19 protein-coding genes are annotated in these 16,279 nt (G+C 68.7%); 5 read left to right on the top strand and 14 right to left on the bottom strand.

Annotated features, from left to right (window positions below; all coding sequences use genetic code 11):
* Positions 1-873: a nitrilase-related carbon-nitrogen hydrolase gene (locus GF068_RS12855; RefSeq protein WP_153819640.1), complete on the bottom strand. Its 873-nt coding sequence runs from the start codon at positions 871-873 to the stop codon at positions 1-3.
* Positions 873-2,321, bottom strand: a complete 1,449-nt coding sequence (locus GF068_RS12860; RefSeq protein WP_153819641.1) for a CoA-acylating methylmalonate-semialdehyde dehydrogenase — start codon at positions 2,319-2,321, stop codon at positions 873-875. Before GF068_RS12860 ends, GF068_RS12855 begins: the two co-directional genes overlap by 1 nt.
* 301 nt (positions 2,322-2,622) lie before the next feature.
* Here GF068_RS12860 and GF068_RS12865 point away from each other — a divergent pair, with 301 nt between their 5' ends.
* The 3 genes from GF068_RS12865 to GF068_RS12875 all read left to right on the top strand — a co-directional run bounded on the left by GF068_RS12865 (position 2,623) and on the right by GF068_RS12875 (position 5,837).
* Positions 2,623-3,840 carry a PAS domain S-box protein gene (locus GF068_RS12865; protein ID WP_153819642.1) on the top strand — a complete coding sequence of 406 codons (1,218 nt, stop codon included), beginning with the start codon at positions 2,623-2,625 and terminating at the stop codon, positions 3,838-3,840.
* Positions 3,837-5,066 carry a PAS domain S-box protein gene (locus GF068_RS12870; protein WP_153819643.1) on the top strand — a complete coding sequence of 410 codons (1,230 nt, stop codon included), beginning with the start codon at positions 3,837-3,839 and terminating at the stop codon, positions 5,064-5,066. The genes GF068_RS12865 and GF068_RS12870 overlap by 4 nt, the downstream gene beginning before the upstream one ends.
* Positions 5,067-5,183: 117 nt before the next feature.
* Positions 5,184-5,837 (top strand): CAP domain-containing protein, encoded by a 654-nt coding sequence (locus GF068_RS12875; RefSeq protein WP_240806839.1) that lies wholly within the window; start codon positions 5,184-5,186, stop codon positions 5,835-5,837.
* A gap of 316 nt (positions 5,838-6,153) precedes the next feature.
* Here the strand turns inward: GF068_RS12875 and GF068_RS12880 are convergent, their stop codons facing one another.
* Positions 6,154-6,360 carry a hypothetical protein gene (locus tag GF068_RS12880; protein WP_153819644.1) on the bottom strand — a complete coding sequence of 69 codons (207 nt, stop codon included), beginning with the start codon at positions 6,358-6,360 and terminating at the stop codon, positions 6,154-6,156.
* A gap of 439 nt (positions 6,361-6,799) precedes the next feature.
* Between GF068_RS12880 and GF068_RS12885 the strand changes: the two genes are divergently transcribed.
* Positions 6,800-7,930 carry an IS1 family transposase gene (locus GF068_RS12885; RefSeq protein ID WP_338046354.1) on the top strand — a complete coding sequence of 377 codons (1,131 nt, stop codon included), beginning with the start codon at positions 6,800-6,802 and terminating at the stop codon, positions 7,928-7,930.
* Positions 7,931-7,933: 3 nt separating this feature from the next.
* Here GF068_RS12885 and GF068_RS45030 read toward each other — a convergent pair whose 3' ends face one another.
* On the bottom strand, positions 7,934-8,218 hold the full coding sequence (locus tag GF068_RS45030) for a helix-turn-helix domain-containing protein (protein ID WP_338046355.1): 285 nt from the start codon (positions 8,216-8,218) through the stop codon (positions 7,934-7,936).
* A gap of 109 nt (positions 8,219-8,327) precedes the next feature.
* Here GF068_RS45030 and GF068_RS12895 point away from each other — a divergent pair, with 109 nt between their 5' ends.
* Positions 8,328-9,020, top strand: a complete 693-nt coding sequence (locus tag GF068_RS12895) for a hypothetical protein (RefSeq protein ID WP_153819646.1) — start codon at positions 8,328-8,330, stop codon at positions 9,018-9,020.
* Between the two features lie 144 nt (positions 9,021-9,164).
* Here the strand turns inward: GF068_RS12895 and GF068_RS12900 are convergent, their stop codons facing one another.
* The 10 genes from GF068_RS12900 to purM form a co-directional block, all read right to left on the bottom strand.
* Positions 9,165-9,494: a hypothetical protein gene (locus tag GF068_RS12900; protein ID WP_153819647.1), complete on the bottom strand. Its 330-nt coding sequence runs from the start codon at positions 9,492-9,494 to the stop codon at positions 9,165-9,167.
* 64 nt (positions 9,495-9,558) lie between these two features.
* A complete protein-coding gene (locus tag GF068_RS12905; protein WP_153819648.1) occupies positions 9,559-10,149 on the bottom strand; it encodes a sigma-70 family RNA polymerase sigma factor in 591 nt (196 codons plus the stop codon).
* Complete coding sequence (locus tag GF068_RS12910; RefSeq protein ID WP_153819649.1) at positions 10,146-10,406, bottom strand: hypothetical protein; 261 nt, start codon at positions 10,404-10,406, stop codon at positions 10,146-10,148. The genes GF068_RS12905 and GF068_RS12910 overlap by 4 nt, the downstream gene beginning before the upstream one ends.
* Positions 10,403-10,711 carry a hypothetical protein gene (locus tag GF068_RS12915; RefSeq protein ID WP_153819650.1) on the bottom strand — a complete coding sequence of 103 codons (309 nt, stop codon included), beginning with the start codon at positions 10,709-10,711 and terminating at the stop codon, positions 10,403-10,405. The genes GF068_RS12910 and GF068_RS12915 overlap by 4 nt, the downstream gene beginning before the upstream one ends.
* Complete coding sequence (locus GF068_RS12920) at positions 10,708-10,938, bottom strand: hypothetical protein (RefSeq protein WP_153819651.1); 231 nt, start codon at positions 10,936-10,938, stop codon at positions 10,708-10,710. Before GF068_RS12920 ends, GF068_RS12915 begins: the two co-directional genes overlap by 4 nt.
* A gap of 348 nt (positions 10,939-11,286) precedes the next feature.
* A complete protein-coding gene (locus tag GF068_RS46220) occupies positions 11,287-11,928 on the bottom strand; it encodes an RloB domain-containing protein (RefSeq protein ID WP_153819652.1) in 642 nt (213 codons plus the stop codon).
* A gap of 1 nt (position 11,929) precedes the next feature.
* Positions 11,930-13,036, bottom strand: a complete 1,107-nt coding sequence (locus GF068_RS46225) for an AAA family ATPase (RefSeq protein WP_206079463.1) — start codon at positions 13,034-13,036, stop codon at positions 11,930-11,932.
* Positions 13,037-13,283: 247 nt separating this feature from the next.
* Positions 13,284-14,234 (bottom strand): hypothetical protein, encoded by a 951-nt coding sequence (locus GF068_RS12935; protein WP_153819654.1) that lies wholly within the window; start codon positions 14,232-14,234, stop codon positions 13,284-13,286.
* Between the two features lies 1 nt (position 14,235).
* On the bottom strand, positions 14,236-15,135 hold the full coding sequence (locus GF068_RS12940; protein WP_153819655.1) for an SPFH domain-containing protein: 900 nt from the start codon (positions 15,133-15,135) through the stop codon (positions 14,236-14,238).
* Between the two features lie 41 nt (positions 15,136-15,176).
* Positions 15,177-16,229, bottom strand: a complete 1,053-nt coding sequence (gene purM / locus GF068_RS12945) for a phosphoribosylformylglycinamidine cyclo-ligase (protein ID WP_153819656.1) — start codon at positions 16,227-16,229, stop codon at positions 15,177-15,179.
* Positions 16,230-16,279 lie beyond the last annotated feature (50 nt).

Raw genomic sequence — 16,279 nt, forward strand, 5'->3', positions numbered from 1 at the left:
TCAGGGCAAGAGCTTGACCATGTCCTCGTACGTCTCGGGCCTGCGGTCGCGGTAGAACTGCCAGGTGCGCCGCACCTCCTCGATGAGGTCGAGGTCCATCTCCGCGACGACGAGCTCGTCCTTGTCCTCGCTGCCGACGGCGAGCATGTTGCCCCGAGGATCGCAGAAATAACTCGTCCCGTAGAACTTGCCGATGTTCCACGGAGGCTCGGTGCCGACGCGGTTCGACGCCGCGATGTAATACCCGTTCGCCACGGCGTGCGCGGGCTGCTCGAGCTTCCAGAGGTACTGGGACAACCCCGCCACGGTCGCCGAGGGGTTGAAGACGATCTCGGCCCCGTTCAGGCCGAGCAGGCGCGCGCCCTCGGGGAAATGGCGGTCGTAGCAGATGTAGACGCCGATCTTCGCGTACCGCGTCTGGAACGTCGGATACCCGAGGTTGCCCGGCTTGAAGAAATACTTCTCCCAGAAGCCGTTCGTCTGCGGGATGTGGTTCTTCCGGTACTTGCCGAGGTACGTCCCGTCCGCGTCGACGACGGCGGCCGTGTTGTAATACACGCCGGCCTGCACGCGCTCGTAGACGGGGATGACCATCGCCATCTGGTACTTCTTCGCGTACTCGCTGAGCCGCGCGACCGTCGGGCCGGGGACCTCCTCGGCCGTGTCGCACCATTTCGCGTCCTGCGAGGGGCAGAAATACGGCGTGTTGAAGACCTCCTGCAAGCAGAGGATCTGCACGCCCTTCTTGCCAGCCTCCTCGATGAACGGCAGGTGCTTCTCGAACATCGCGTCGCGGATCTGGAGCACCGAGGCGCCCGGATCATTGAGCGCGTTACCGCACTGGATGAGCCCGCCGATGACTTTCCTGGCCATTAGAACCACCTCTCGATGACGATCTTGCGCTCGGTGTAGAAATCGACGCCGGCGGCGCCGTGGGCCTTCGTGTCGCCGTAGAGGCTCGCCTTCTGGCCGCCGAACGGGAAGAAGGCCATGGGCGCCGCGACGCCGATGTTCACGCCGACCATGCCCGCCTCGACGCGCGCGCCGAACTCACGCGCGGCCTTGCCATTCGTCGTGTAGATGCTCGACGCGTTGCCGTATTCGCTCGCATTCGCGAGCCGGATGGCCTCGTCGAGGTCCTTCGCCCGCATGAAGCAGGCGACCGGCCCGAAGATCTCCTCGCGCCCGATCACCATGTCGGGGCGCACGCCCTCGAAGATCGTCGGCCCGATCCAGTTGCCGTCCGGAAGGCCGTCGACCGTCGCGTTCCGGCCGTCGAGCACGAGCTTCGCGCCCTCTTGCAGGCCCTTCTCGATGTACGAGAGGACCTTGTCCTTGTGCGCCCGCGAGACCACGGGGCCGAGCGTGGTGCCCGGGTTCTTGCCGTCGCCGAGCACGATCTTCTTCGTGTACTCCACGAAGAGGTCGCGCACGCGCTCGTACGCGTCGCCGACGGGGACGATCACGCTGCCCGCGAGGCAACGCTGGCCCGCGCACCCGTAGCAGCTCTCGACCGCGTTCTGCACCGCGCGCTCCATGTCCGCGTCGGGCATGATCACGATGAAGTTCTTCGCGCCGCCGAGCGCCTGCACGCGCTTGCCGGTCTCGCCGCACTTCCGGTAGACGATCTTCGCGACGTTCGACGAGCCGACGAACGAGACGCCCTTCACGTCCGGGTGCTCGCAGATCGCCTCGACGACCTCACGGCCGCCGTTCACCAGGTTCACGACGCCGTTCGGCAGGCCGACCTGTCCGATGAGCTCGAAGATGCGCTTCTGCGAGAGCGGCACCTGCTCGCTCGGCTTGAGCACGAAGGTGTTGCCCGCGGCGATCGCGTACGGCAGGAACCAGAGCGGCACCATCGGCGGGAAGTTGAAGGGCGTGATCGCCGCGAAGACGCCGAGCGGCTGGCGCAGGACCTTCGTGTCGATGCCCGTGGCGACGTTCTCGAGGTGGTCGCCCATGAGCAGCGCGGGGATGCCACACGCGTGCTCGACGTTCTCGATGCCGCGGCCGAAATCGTTGAACGACTCGGAGAACGTCTTGCCATGCTCGCTCGTGCAGATGTTCGCGATCTCCTCGCGGTGCTGGTCGAAGAGGTTCTTCAGCTTGAAGAGGTAACGCGCGCGCTGCACCGGCGGGACGGCCCGCCACGCGGGGAACGCAGCCTTGGCCGCCTGCACCGCGGCGTCGACGTCCGCCGAGGTCGAGAGCGGGACCTTGGCGAGAAGCTCGCCGGTCGCGGGGTTCTTCACGTCGAGCAACGTGGTGCCCGCAGAAGCAACCCAGGCGCCGTTGATGAAGTTCTCGAGCACGCGCATAAAACGACGATCCTCCTCCTGACGTGGGCCCTTCGCCCTTCCCCCCCGTACGCGGCCAGGTCCCGAGCCCCGACGGGGGCCCGCGCGCAAGGCACGCCGAGCACAATCAACCGTGATTTTCTCCCCGCGACAAGGCCCAAGGGCGAACCCCGGCGCCCGAGCCCCGATGCCGCCCCGCGTCGTTCGCGCGGGCACGGTTCGGGCGTCGCAGGCATGGCGCGGGCGCTTGCGAGCGCGCCCAGGATGCTCTTACGCTGTGCCGCACATGATGGGGGCCGAAGTTTCCGCGTTCCGACGAGCGATGATCGAGCGGCGCCCAGGGATCCTCGCGCGCCTCGAACGAACGAGCGCGGAGCCCGCGTCGACCGAAGCCGAGAAGGACGACACGTCGTCCCTCCGCGAGGAGCTCGCCGCGAGCTTCGACGCGTGGATCGACGCGACCGAGAGCCTGGATCCAGGCGCGCTCGAGGCGTGGGTCGAGCACATCGGCGAGGCGGCGGAGGCGCGCGGCGGCGACACGCGCGGGGTGCTGCGGCGACTCGAACGCGCGGGACAAGCGCTGCTCGACGCGGCGCTCGAGGCCCTGGAGCAGGGCGTGCCGGGCGCGGACACGGGGGCGCGGCGGCTCGTCGGCGCGATGAACACGGCCGCGGCCGCCTTCAATCGAGCGTTCCGCGCGGAGGCCGAGGAGGGCGCGCGGCGCGCGACGGTGCTGCGCGCGGTGACGGAGAACGCGCCCGACGGGATCGGGATCGCCAGGGCCGACGGGACGGTGGTGTACGCGAACCCGGCGTTCTGCGCGATGATGGGCTCGGAGGAGGCGTCACGCGGGCACTTCGCGGATTTCGTGCACCCGGACGAGCACACGAAGCTCGCGCAGATGGCGGAGATCGCCGAGCGCACCGGGAACTGGGAGGGCTGCCTGCGCTACCAGCGCGCGGACGGGACGTCGTTCAACGCGCAGCTCAAGGCGTTCCGGGTGAGGTCGGAGGCCGGCGAGACGATCGCGCGGTGCGTGCTCGTGCGCGACGCGACGGCGGAAGAGCGGGCCGCGGCGGAGCGGCGCGCGCTCGAAGAGGAGATCCAGAAGGCGCAGGCCGCGGCGCTGCGAGAGCTCGCGGCGCCGCTCTTGCCGCTCGCCGAGGGGGTGCTCGCGATGCCGCTCGTCGGCTCGCTCGACGCGTCGCGGACGCCGCGGATCATCGAGCTGATGCTCGAGGGGATCACGCGGACGGGCGCGGGGCACGTGATCGTGGACATCACGGGCGTGCCCGTGGTGGACGCGGAGGTGGCCGAGTCGCTCGTGCGCGCGGCGAGGGCCGCCGAGCTCGTGGGCGCGGAGGTGGTGCTGACGGGCGTACGCGGCGCGGTGGCGAAGACGCTGGTCGACCTCGACGTGGACCTCGGCGGCATGGACACGTGGAGCACGCTGCGCGCGGGCGTGGCGCACGCGATCGGGCACGAGCGGCAGAAGCGGCAGATGCGACGGAAGGGCCGCGGAGCAGGGCCGAGCCGATGAGCGAGCGCGCGGATACGAAGCTCGACCCGTTCGCGGCGGCGTTCGCCGCCCGAAGGGAGATGCTCGTCGATCGGCTGACGAGAGAGGCGCTGTCGGCGCTCGGCGGGACGCTCGGGGCCACGCTCGAGAGCTTCCGCGCCGATCGCGAGATCGAGGTCGACATCGCCATCGCGGCGATCCACGACGGCAGCAGGCCCTTCGCGGTCGAGAGCTGGCGGCGCTGGATCGACGGCTCGGTGCAGCGCGGCTACTCGGCGTCGACGATGCAGGGCGTGCTCGGCGCGATGCGGCAGGTCTTCGTCGACGTGGCGCTCGAGCTCCGCGCGTCGGGCGTCCCGGGGGCGACGTCGCGGATCCGCGCGTTCATCCGCTCGTCGAGCGACGCGCTCTCCCTGATCGACGACGAGCTGCGCGCGCGGGCGGAGCTCGTGCACAAGAAGACGCGGATCTTCGGGGCACTGATCGAGAACGCGCCGGACGGGATGGGGGTGGCGGCCCCGGACGGGACGTTGCTCCACGTGAACCCGGCGCTCGCGCGGCTGCTCGAGCGGGACGACCTCCCGGGGCACTCGATCTACGAGCTCGTGGCGAAACACGCGGAGCCGATCCACCGCGAGCAGGTGGCGAAGGCGGTGATGGAGCATGGCTCGTGGAGCGGGGAGCTCACGTACCAGCGCGCGAGCGGCGAGACGTTCGACGCGCACGTGACGGCGTTCCTCGTGCGCGACGCGCGAGGCCGCGGCATCGCGCGGTGCGCGATCATCCGGGACCTGACGGCGGCGCGGCGCGCGGAGGAGGAGCGGCGGCGGCTCGCCTCCGAGGTGATCGCGGCGCAGAGGGCGGCGCTCGAGGAGCTCGGGACGCCGCTCGTTCCGATCGCGGAGGGCGTGCTCGTGATGCCGCTCGTCGGGGTGCTCGAGCCGTCGCGGGCCGAGCGGATGCTCGGGGTGCTGCTCGAAGGCATCGGGCGCGAGGACGCGCGGGTGGTGATCCTCGACCTGACGGGCGTAAAAGAGGCGAGCACGGAGGCGGCCGAGGCGCTCGTGCGCGCGGCGCAGGCGGCGCGGCTGCTCGGCGCCGAGGTGGTCGCGACGGGGACGGGGCCGGAGCTCGCGCGGACATTCGTGGAAAATGGGGCGGAACTAGGAATCATCGTGACGAAGGGCACGCTGCGCGACGGGGTCGCGTATGCGCTCCGCGTGGCCCGGGGGCACGAGCGCCGCTGATTGTTTTTGCTCCAACGAGCTTCGCCCACGGCGCATCATTACCATTACATTCGAAGCACGAATGCGTCGGCATTGGGGTATTCGTGAAACGGACGCTCGGTGGTAACTTCTGTGTCCATGAAACACCTCACGATGTTCCTGCTCCTGACGGTGGGTTCGTTCTCTCTCATTGGCTGCGGCGGCCCCATGGAGGCAGAGGACGAATACGCGGACGTTGAGACCGAGGAAATGGACGAGGCTTTGGGGGAGGGCCTCTTCGTCGAGGAAGACGAGAACACGAAGGAGTTTGCCCCCGAGGAGGACGCGGCGGATCTCGTGGCGTGGTGCGACGACGTGGTGAGCTGGAACCAGGCCTGGAGCGATTACGAGGCGCAGGTGCTGACGCTGGTGAACCAGAAACGCGCGGCCGGCGCGACCTGCGGCGGCGTGAAGTATGCGCCCGCGCCGCCCTTGACGCTCGACGACCGGCTGCGGTGCGCGGCGCGCAAGCATTCGAAGGACATGGGCGTGAAGAATTTCTTCAGCCACACCGGGTCGAATGGGTCGACGCCCTGGCAACGCATCAAGAGCGCAGGCTACACGTACACGCAGGCGGCCGAGAACATCGCCGCCGGGTATTCGACGCCGTCGGCGGTGGTCACGGGCTGGATGAACAGCTCGGGACATTGCAAGAACATCATGAAGTCTTCCCTCAAGCACCTCGGCGTGGGGTATTACGAGGGGACGGTCGGATACAAGAAGTACTGGACGCAGGATTTCGGGAAGCAGTAGCCGCGCCGGCCGTGGGGCGGGGTCGACGGCGACCCCGTCCACCGGGTCGATCGACCCGGTCGAGAGGGTCGAAGACCGGGTCGAGACCTTCGATCAAAGGTCTCGAGGGGGTCGATCGAAGGTCTCGAGGAGGTCGAAGACCGGGTCGAGACCTTCGATCAAAGGTCTCGAGGGGGTCGATCAAAGGTCTCGAGGAGGTCGACGACCGGGTCGAGACCTTCGATCGACCGGGTCGAGGGGTAGTGGGCAGTTCTGCCCAACCGACCCCGAACGCCGGGACGGCGGGGCATCCTGCGACACCCCGCCGTCCCCTCGATCAGTACGTTTCGAGGAAACGCCCGCGCGGTCCGTCGTCGTCGCGGACCTTCACTCTTGGCGCCGGGACGTTGCACATCGCCGCGAGTCGGTCGGTCGCTTCCTGGGTGACCTCGAAATCTCCCGCGCGCTTGTGCATCTCCCAGAGCTTGTAGAAGTGCGCCATTCGCTCGTGCAGGGGAAGGTTCTTGATCTCGTCGCTCGCCATGAGGGTGATCCTCCAAAGCAGCGAGCGCGCGGAGTGCAGAACATCGCCTTGACGGATAGCCACCCTTCCCATACACTCCTCCCGACCGTCTCTCCCAGAGAACGGATCGGGCGAGTATCGCTGGAGTGGCCGCTCCGCGTGCTCGCCTGATGTCTTTTGTTCTGCCGTCGCCCCGTGAAGGGGTACGGATGACCTAGCACGCTCCGGATTCGCCTGCACCGGAAACCGCAAGTGTTCCGCTAGGTTACTCTCATAATGAGACATTCGCCCGACTGTCCGACCTAGGACATTGCGTGTCCGACCATATCGGCGATTGATCACGAAAACACCGCGTTTCGTGATACTCTCATCCCATCGAGTTGACCGGTCGGACGGGCGAGGATGACGCGCAGAGGGCGCGTCGGGATCCCCGGGAGACGGCGCTCGTCGGGGCTTCGCCGTGGGCAATCACCTTTCGCTTGCCGAGCGTACCGCCGTCGTTTCTCACCTCGTGGAGGGCGCCAGCGTGCGCGCAACGTCCAGGCTCACGGGCACGTGCAAGGAAGCGATCCTCTCGCTTCTCGTGCGGGTCGGCGAGGGCTGCGATCGATTGCACAATCGGCTCGTCTGCGGTTTGGATATCCGTGAAATCCAGTGCGACGAGATTTGGTCCTACGTCGCGAAGAAGCAGGCCCGGGTGAAGCCCGAGGATCCGGCCGAGTACGGCGACGCCTACGCGTACCTCGCGCTCGCCCGGACCAAGAAACTGATCGTGTCCTACCGCGTGGGGAAGCGAGACGAGGCCACGACCAAGGCTTTCGTAGCGGACCTCCGCGCTCGTCTCGTGACGATTCCCGAGGTCTCCACGGACGGTTGGCAGTCGTATCCGGTGGCGATCGGGCAGAGCTTCGGGGGCGCGGTCGACCACGCCGTGATCCACAAGGACTACTCGAAGAAGGGGCGGCGCGAGGGACCGGCGGACCACCGCTACGAACCCCCGCGGGACCCCTTCATCACGAAGAAGACCGCGCACGGTGCGCCGAACCTCGACCGCGCGAGCACGTCTCACGTCGAGCGTGCGAACCTCACGGTCCGGATGCATGTCCGCCGGTTTACGCGGCTCTGCAACGGCTTCAGCCGGAAGATCGAGAATCACCGCGCGGCCGTCGCCCTGCACGTGGCGTTCTACAACTTCGTCCGCGTGCACGAGGCGCTCCGGGTGACCCCGGCCATGGAGGCGGGGATTGCGGATCACGTCTGGACGGTGGAAGAGCTCGTCGAGCGCGCCCTAGCGGCGGCCCCGTGCGAGCCTCCCAAGCCTCGGGAGCTTGCTCCGGCGGCTGCCGCCCCGGGAGCGAAGCCGAGCGCCGCCAGGAAGCTCCCGGACGGCAAGGGATGGCTCCGGGTCATCGACGGAGGCAGGGCCCCGTCAAATCAGGCGCCGAAGCCCCCGCCGCCTCCGGTTCCCGTCCGATACCCGACGCCGCACGTGGACGACCACGAGGCGCGATGGGAGCAGATGGATCTTCTCGCGTGGCGCGAGCGGGAGAAGCGGCTTGCGTTCTTCGACGAGGAACCCGAAGACGAGTAGGCGTCAGCGCCATCCCTGCGTCCTCTTGCGCGGTCTGCCGGGCTTTGCTTCGGGAAGTGTTGCTTTTCGGAAGAGCCTCCCGGGAGGCACGCCGAGCGCGCCCGCGAGCGCCACGATCACGGCGACGCCGACGTTGGTCTGACCACGCTCGACCCGCTGAAGGAAGCGAAGATCGAGTTCCGCGGCCTCGGCGAGTTGTTCCTGCGTGAGCCCGCGGGACAGGCGCAGACGGCGCACGTTCGCCCCGATGTAGCCGAGGACCTCGACGACGCGGGCGGAGCGGGTCACCCCCGCGGGTCTACGCTGTCGTCCTCGTCGGAATAACGGCCGATACGCCGTGTTTCGTTGACCCCGACGAACCTCGGCCCTACCGTGTACGCCTCGCGTGGAGGACGACATGGAGCAGGCGAAGGACGAGAACCGGAGCAACGGTAAGACGGCGAAGGGCGAGCGGAGGTTCGTCCTATTCCTCTACGCGGCGATCGTGCCGATCGGGCTCGTGGTTGTCTACTTCATGTTCGTGAAGCCTCCGAGCGCGGGCGTCTTCTGCTCGACGTCGAGCGGGTGCTACGAGGCCGACTTCGGCTCGGGCTTCGGCGACGGCAGCATCGCGTTCTTCCTTCCCGGCGGAGCGCGGTCGAAGCGGCTTCCGTTGGTCCGGGAGTCGCGCGGCGTCTACGGCGCGAGCTTTCTCGGCGACGCGCGGGTGCGGCTCGTCGTGGAGGACGACGATCATTTCGTGCGCGACGGCGAGACCACCTACGGGCGCTCGGCCCCGGACGACGTGCAGCGACACCTCGACGCGGCCCTTCGCGACGCTCGACGAGAACGAGAACGCGAAGACGCGGTCCGGGGCGCCGAGGAAGCCGAACAAACGGCCAAGGTCCGGGCGAAGGAACGGCAGACGAAGATCGATTCGTTGGTCTCGATGCTCGCGGGCGCGAAGGACGAGACCGAGCGAACCGCGTTGGAGAAGCGGCTCGCCGAGGAGAGGGCGAAGCAGGCGGCCGAGGGAGGTTCCGCGCCCGCGAGCACGACGGGCAAGCCCTGCAAGTGCGAGCCGGGCGACCCGCTCTGCTCGTGCCTCTGATTGTGCACGGGCATGATGGGAACATGCGAGAACCGAACACGCCCGAGCCCGAGCAAAGTACCAACCAACAGCCCGAACCTGCCTACATGGCGCAGTTGCGCGAATATCAACGACGAATCGCCGACATGAAGAGCGGTCGCCTGGTCACTCGTCTTCTCGACCCGCTGGGGCAGGCGGAACCACGAACCGGACTTTGATGTCCAGACCCAAGAACGCTTCTTCGACGAACGCTTGCACGAGTTCTAGCGTCTGGTTCTGGTTCAGCGGGCGGATCTGCATCTCGCCCGTTTCCAGCGCCGTCGGGTATCCGGGCACTTTCGGCGAGAGAGCTATGTTCTGAACGATGGACGTGTGCGTCGCGTCCATCCCAGCCAGCACGGCTTCGGCGTAGGCCATCACCGCCACGGCCAGCGTCTTGTGCTCCAGAGGCATCTCGCGGATGCCTCGCCCGTCGATCGTTACGGTGAAGATCACGCCCGGCGCATACGCCGGATCGGGGCCGGCAGGTAGTCGGACCGTATGCGCCGGGCGCGCCCGTTCAGCGCTTTTGCTTCCGGTTCTTCCGCGTGGGGTGTGGAGCCTGCTTCGGGGGAGCCGCGCCGAGCTTCTGGAGGGCGGCGCGAAGCTTCTTCTCGTGGGCGTGGAAGGTCGCCCGGTGCTGGCCTGCCTCTCGCGCCGCGTCGGCCCCGATGAGCCCGCGGGCGGCGAGTTCTACGACGTGGGCGACCTTTGGGCTCGACGCCATGACCTTTGCGAGCACGTCCCGCGCCTCGATCGCGTGCGTCGGGTCCGGCGACACGAGGATCGGAACGTCCCGAAGCGAGGACACGGGGACCTCGCGCCCGGAGCCGCGCCGCGAGAGGTTCATGGCGTGGAACCACGCCGTCTGTCGCGCGAACCCCTGAAACGCAGCCGCGGGGGGCGTCTTCTCCCCGCCCCGCACGCGTCCCTCGCCGAGCGCGATCCACGTCGTGATCATCGTCTCCTGCACGACGTCGTCCGCGTGCCGCCGTTCCACGCCGAGCGCGAGGGCATGGCGAAGGAGCATCGGGCGCATGGCCTCGATGTCCTCCGCGTCCGCCTCTACGATCGGCGCGCCCCCGCCGGGGGAGGCGCGGTACCGGATCACGTCCCGTCACCCCGGATCAGGGCGTCGAGATCGACCCGGAGCACGCGCGCCACGCGTGACGCGAAAAGCAGCGTGCAGTGGATCTCGCCGTGGAGAACGGCGCGCACGTACTGCCGGGCGAAGCCGAGCATCTTGGCCGACTCCCGCGCCGTCCGCGCCGCGACGTAGGGCGCAAGCGCCTTCCGAACGCGCGCCGCCTGCGCTTCCGTGAGGACCGCGGGCAAGCTCTCCGGGGCCTTGTCCTGGGGCTCGGTCACGAGGCGCCTCCCTTCCGCTTCGGGGACGCCACGAGGGAGAGCACGGGAGCCTTGCGGGGCGGCGCCTTCCCGGCGAGGGCATCGTCGAGCGTGAGCCCTACGGCACGGGAGATGCTCCGCGCGAGCGCCATGTTGCCGGGGTTCGTGCCGTCGCAGAACGCGAGGACCACGTACCGGCGGAAGCCGATCTTGTGGGCCACGAGGATCCAGGAACCGAGCTCCCGGTGAAGGTGGCGAAGCAGGGCGCGGAGGTTCGCCCGCTGGATCTCGACGAGACCCCCGGGGTAGAGGGGAGCGGCCATCACGACGCGCCTCCCTTCCGCCCGCAAAGGGCGCACGCGCCGGCCACATGAGGCTTACCGGAAAGGACTTGCTCGACGGGGATGCCGCCCGCTCGCGCGAGGAGCACGGCGACGGCGTAGGAGGATCCGCGGCGGATGTTGTTGAGCGCGTCCTTCGAGACGCCCATCACGGCGGCGAGCACGTCCCGCCCGCCGTAGGCGCGGGCGATGTTGCGCTCGGCGGCTCGCATGCGGGCGCGCTCGGTTCGGGAGGGGAAGAGAGCGGGGCTCTTCCGCGCGGAAGGCGGACGAGTCCCTTGGCCCTCGCGACGAGGGTGTACTAGACGAAGCATCGGGTGGCTCCTCGTGAGATGAGGTGGCTGCCAAGTCGCCCCGTGGGATTGAGTAGGTCCCCCGGGGCGGCGCCTTTCTCAGGCACGCCGACCCTACGCCCCGCGATCGCCCGGCGCTACGGCATTACGCCGAAACCGCCCACCGATTACGAAAACTGCCCATTACCGGTCGAGGAGGTCGACGACCGGGTCGAGACCTTCGAGCGACCGGGTCGAGGGGGTCGAGCGACCGGGTCGAGGAGATCCTCAGCGAGCGCCGCCTGCGCGGATCGACTCGGTCAGCGCGGGAACCCCGGTGCTCGGGTTCCTGCCGGGGCTCCCGTGCCGCGCCGCCTCTTCCGCGAGCTCTCGCGCCCTTCGCAGGGCGTCTTCGTAGCCTGCGTGGATCCGATCGAAGCTCTTGCCGTCGAGGACCTTGTCGTAGTCGGGCAGGTGTTGCCGCATCATCGACTGCGCCTTGTGCCGGTGGATGTGCGCCCGCTGGTCCTGGAAGTGCAGGAGCAACCACAACTCGAAGCAGGGGTTCGACACGGCCATCCGGATCGAGCTCTCGGTGGCGGCCTTCTGCGCGGCTTCGAGGTTCGGATGCTCGTCGACGTCGATGACGGCCCAGACCTCGTTCCAGAGGAGGTTCTCGTCCTTCTCCTCCTTCGCTCGCTGCGCGGCGATGTCGCGTTCGCGCTTGGCGATCTCGACGACGGTCACGGGGACGCCCGTCTCTCGGGCGACTTCGACGTGCACCAGAGGGTTCTTCACCTTCTGCCTGAACGCGCTGAAGTAGTGGCGCTCCGTCGCCTTTCCCTCGGCGACGATGAGGATCCGGTGCTTGGGCTCGCGCTTCGGCTTGTGCCGACGGATGTCGGCGTCGCGGCGTCCTCGGGAGACCACGTCAATCCCCCTTCGCGAGGAGGTCCCCGAGGAACGGGATGGCGCCGTAGCGACCCTGGAGGTATCCCCGCTCGATGTTCTCCTGCTGCTTGGGATGGAAGTCCGTGAGCGGGTAGAGGTGCGTCGCGCCGGCCTGGTCCTTCTCGGTGAACCAGATCTGATCACGCCGCAGAGGTGGCTCGCCGAGGGTGTTGCCGAGCAGGTTGGTGTCGTGCGTGGTGAACACGAGCTGCGCGCCGTGGGGGTTGTGCTTCGGATCGTTGAAGAGGCGCAGGAGCTCGAGCGCGAGCTTCGGGTGCAGGCTGGCTTCGAGCTCGTCGATGCAGAGGAGACCGCCGCCCGCGAGCACATCGAGGAGCGGAACTGCGATGTTGAGGAGCGCGACGGTGCCGGCGGATTGCGCAGACAGAGGTAACCAGACCTCTCGTGCGGGGTCTTCCGCACGATGCATGAACAACAACTTCTGCTTCTCGATTTTGATATCCTTGATGCCAATGTCCGCAGACTGGAGCAAGCGCCGGATCGATTCGCGTTGACGTTCCCGGACGTCGAGCTCGGACTCGATATCGGAGAACAAAGATAGCTGCCGCTCTGCACCGAAAATTCTGCGAAGGAGCTGCGCTCGTGCAGGAATGCTCGGCGTGGCTCCCTGATGGAACTCGAACCACATACTCCCAAACCAACCGTAGAGCGGTCGCAACAACCGGTGATTGTTTTGCGCCGCGGCAGACAAGAACAAACTATTGCCGCGGGTCAGGGAGGCGATGACTTCATTGTTTTCGTCGGCCAGTTGGTCACCAAACTCGAACGTTTCCCCCTTTCGCTCGAAAGCGACCCGGGCCTCGCCATCGAGAAACGTGTACAACCACTCCTCCTCGATGGCGGCGGAGTCCAGGACGAAGCCATATCGGTGCCTCTTGCCATCCAGCAGGAAGTCGACCTCGAACAATGATGACTCGGTCGCCTTGTCGGAAAGCGCAAAGGGCTCCTGGGGCGTACCACCCTCCGGCTCCCAGAGGCGCTGCGATGTGATCACCACCTCGCGCATGAAACCCATCGCGCCAACGACGTTGGTTTTCCCCGAAGCATTCGCCCCATAAAGCGCCACCGCGGGGAGGAGCGCTTCCTCGAACCCCGGGACCCGGATCAGCCGCGGGTCCGCCGGATCGAGCGTGCTGTCCGCGACGAGCGAGAGCGTCTGCTCGTCCCGCAGCGACCGGTGGTTCTCCACGCGGAACTGGATCAACATGGCGCCTCCGGCGGTCTTAACCCCTTCGCCCACGAAGGCGCAAGCGACATCCAGGCCAGGTTCACGCTACCCGGCAGGTCGCCGCCCAGGACGCTCCCTCCCTCGCTCAGCGCACCTTCGCCGCCCCGAGCGCCGCCACGATCTGCGCGCTCACGGTATCGACGCGCTCGGGCCTCGTGAGGGCATCCGCCGACACGCGCAGGCGCGCGACCTTCACCTCGCCACGCGAAACCAGGGCCTTCTCCGGGCCCGGGACCATCTCCACGAGCACGACGCCCGACGAGCCGACCGCCACGAGCCACGTCCTGCCATCGGGCCGCGCGACGGGCACGAGCGCCACGCCCTTCGCCGCAAGCGAACGCGAGAGCTCGGCCTCCGGCTGCAGGAGCGGCGCCGCGGGCCCGTCGAGGCGCAAGCCGAAATGCACGGCCGACGCAGGCTCGTCCGCCGTCGCGGCGGCGTCCCGCACGGCCGAGGCGAGGGCCTCGGCGAGCGGCGGATCCCGCTCGATACGCGCGAAATCCGCCGGGTCGAGGCGGACCAAAAAGCGGCGCATCGAGCGCGCCGCGGCCTGCACGAACGATTGCTCGATCGACGCCCGGCGCAGGACGCCCTCCGCGTCGTGGTGCTTGCGGGCCTCGCAGAGCTCCGCCGCGCCGCCGAGCACCGCCTCGGGCGGAGGAGGCGGCTCCGCGCGGGGTGGGGCGTCCCTGTAGCCCCCCGCCTGCCGATGAAACCCCGCGCCCGCAGGCGGGAGCGCGAGCACGAGCGAGAGGCTCTCGAGCTCGGTCTCGGGGCTACGCGCGGCCGCGGCGAACGCGTCGCGGATCCTGGCGAGGCGGCCCGGGTGCGTGGTGAGCAGGACGTGATCCTTCGCCGCGACGACGAGCACCACGCGATACGCGCGCACCTCGCGCGCGCCCATCGACCAGCGATCGGCCTCGCCCACGAGCTCGGCCACGCTGCGCGCGACGAGCGCCGCGAGCTCGGCCTCGCCCGAGGCCTCGAGCAGGCCCTTCGCGCCCTCGGCGAGCGCGCTGCCCTCGGGCACGAGCACGTTACATCTTCCGGCCCGAGGCCAGGAACTTGCGGGCCTGCAGCTCGGCCTCGGCCTCCGCGATCGCCTCGGCCTCGTGTTGCGCCGCCGTGCGGAGCGCGCCGTCGCCGGGGTTGTCCACGCGCATGCGTTGCCCCTGCTCGGCCGTCGCCGCCTCGGCCATCGCCGCCGCCGTGTGCCGGACGTCGTCGTAGGGCTTGGCGAGGTCGAAGATGACCTTCGTGTTGCCCTGGCTCAGGTTCGCCAGGGCCTCGAAGCGCCGCAGCTCCATCGCGCCCGGCGCCTTCGAGAGGATCGAGGCCGCCTCGGCGAAGTTCTTCGCGCTCTCCACGTCGGCCTCGCTCTTGATGACCACGTACTTGCGATCCCGCTCGGCGATCGCGACCTTCGCGAGGACCTCCTGCATCTGCGGCGGGAGCTGCACGTCCTGAAGGCCGATGAGCTCGACGTGCAGGCCCCACTGCGAGACCGTCGATTCGACCTGCACGCGCACCTTGGCGGCGACCTCCTCGCGGTGCGCGAGCAGCTCGTCGAGGCGCGTCTCGCCGACGACGTCGCGCAGGACGACCTTCGCCCGATCCTTCACCGCCGCCTCGTAGTTCTCGACGGCGAGCGTGGCCTTCTCCGGGTCGACGACCTTGTAATAAAGGACCGTGTCGACCATCGTCGTCACGTTGTCGCGCGTGATGACCATCTGCCGCAAGAGATCGCGGTTCTTCGTGCGCGTGTCGATCTTGCGCAGGCTCTGGAAGCCCGGCAGGAAAAGCGTGAGCCCCGGCTGCACCCGGCCCGAGAACTTGCCGAGCGTGAAGCGCAGCGCGATCTCCCACTGGTTGATCTGCCGGAGACCCGCGAGGAGATACACGAGGAGGAGAAACCCGAGCACGAAGAGGAGCGGCATGGCCCAGGCAATGTAACCGGCGATCGCGGCGCGACCACGGGCTATCGGTCGAATCGGACCCGATCTTCGAACGCGACGTCGGCCCCGACCGAGGTGACCTCGCCGAGCCGGAAGGCCTCTTCGCCGGCGCCACGCAGCGCAGCGAGCGCGGCAGCCTCGGCCTCGGGCGCGACCACCACGACGAGCCCCACGCCGAGGTTGAACGTGCGCCGCATCTCGGCCTCCTCGACCGGCCCTCGCTCGGCGATCACCCGGAAGATCGCAGGCCTTTCGTACGCGGACAGATCGAGCCACGCGCCGAGCCCCTCCGGCAGGACACGCGGCAGGTTGCCCGGCAAGCCCCCGCCCGTGATGTGCGAGAGGCCGCGCACGGCCTCGCCCGCGGCCGCGAGCAGCTCCCGCACGGCGCGGGCATAGATCCGCGTCGGCACGAGCAGCGCCTCGGCCGCGCTCTTGCCGAGCCCGGGGACCTCGTCGTGGACCCCGAGCCCCATGCGCTCGAAGAGCACCTTGCGCGCCAGCGAATACCCGTTCGAGTGCAGGCCGCTCGACGCGACGCCGAGCACGACGTCGCCCGCGCGCGCCTTCGTCCCGTCGAGCATCTTCGCGCGCTCGACGACGCCCACCGCGAAGCCGGCGAGGTCGTACTCGCCCGGCGCGTACATGCCCGGCAACTCCGCCGTCTCGCCGCCGAGCAGCGCGCAGCCGGCGAGCTTGCAGCCCTCGGCGATGCCTCGCACGACGGCCTCGCCGACGTCGACGTCGAGCGTGCCGGTCGCGAAGTAGTCCAGGAAAAACAGGGGGCGCGCGCCGACGGTGATCACGTCGTTCACGCACATGGCGACGAGGTCCTGGCCCACGGTGTCGTGCACGTTCGCGGCGAACGCGACCTTGAGCTTCGTGCCGACGCCGTCCGTCCCGCTGACGAGGATCGGGTCGACGAGCCCGCTCGGCAGGGCGCAGAGGCCCGCGAAGCCGCCGACGTCGGCGACGACCTCGGGGATACGCGTCGGCCGCGCGAGCTTCTTGATGCGCTCGACGAGCGCGTCGCCTCGGTCGATGTCCACGCCTGCCTGGCTGTACGTGATGGCCATGGCGCCCGGAATGTCACAGCTCGTGCCAAGGTGCTAGGGTCTGTCGCCGC

The organism is Polyangium spumosum (assembly GCF_009649845.1).
Lineage (GTDB): Bacteria > Myxococcota_A > Polyangia > Polyangiales > Polyangiaceae > Polyangium > Polyangium spumosum.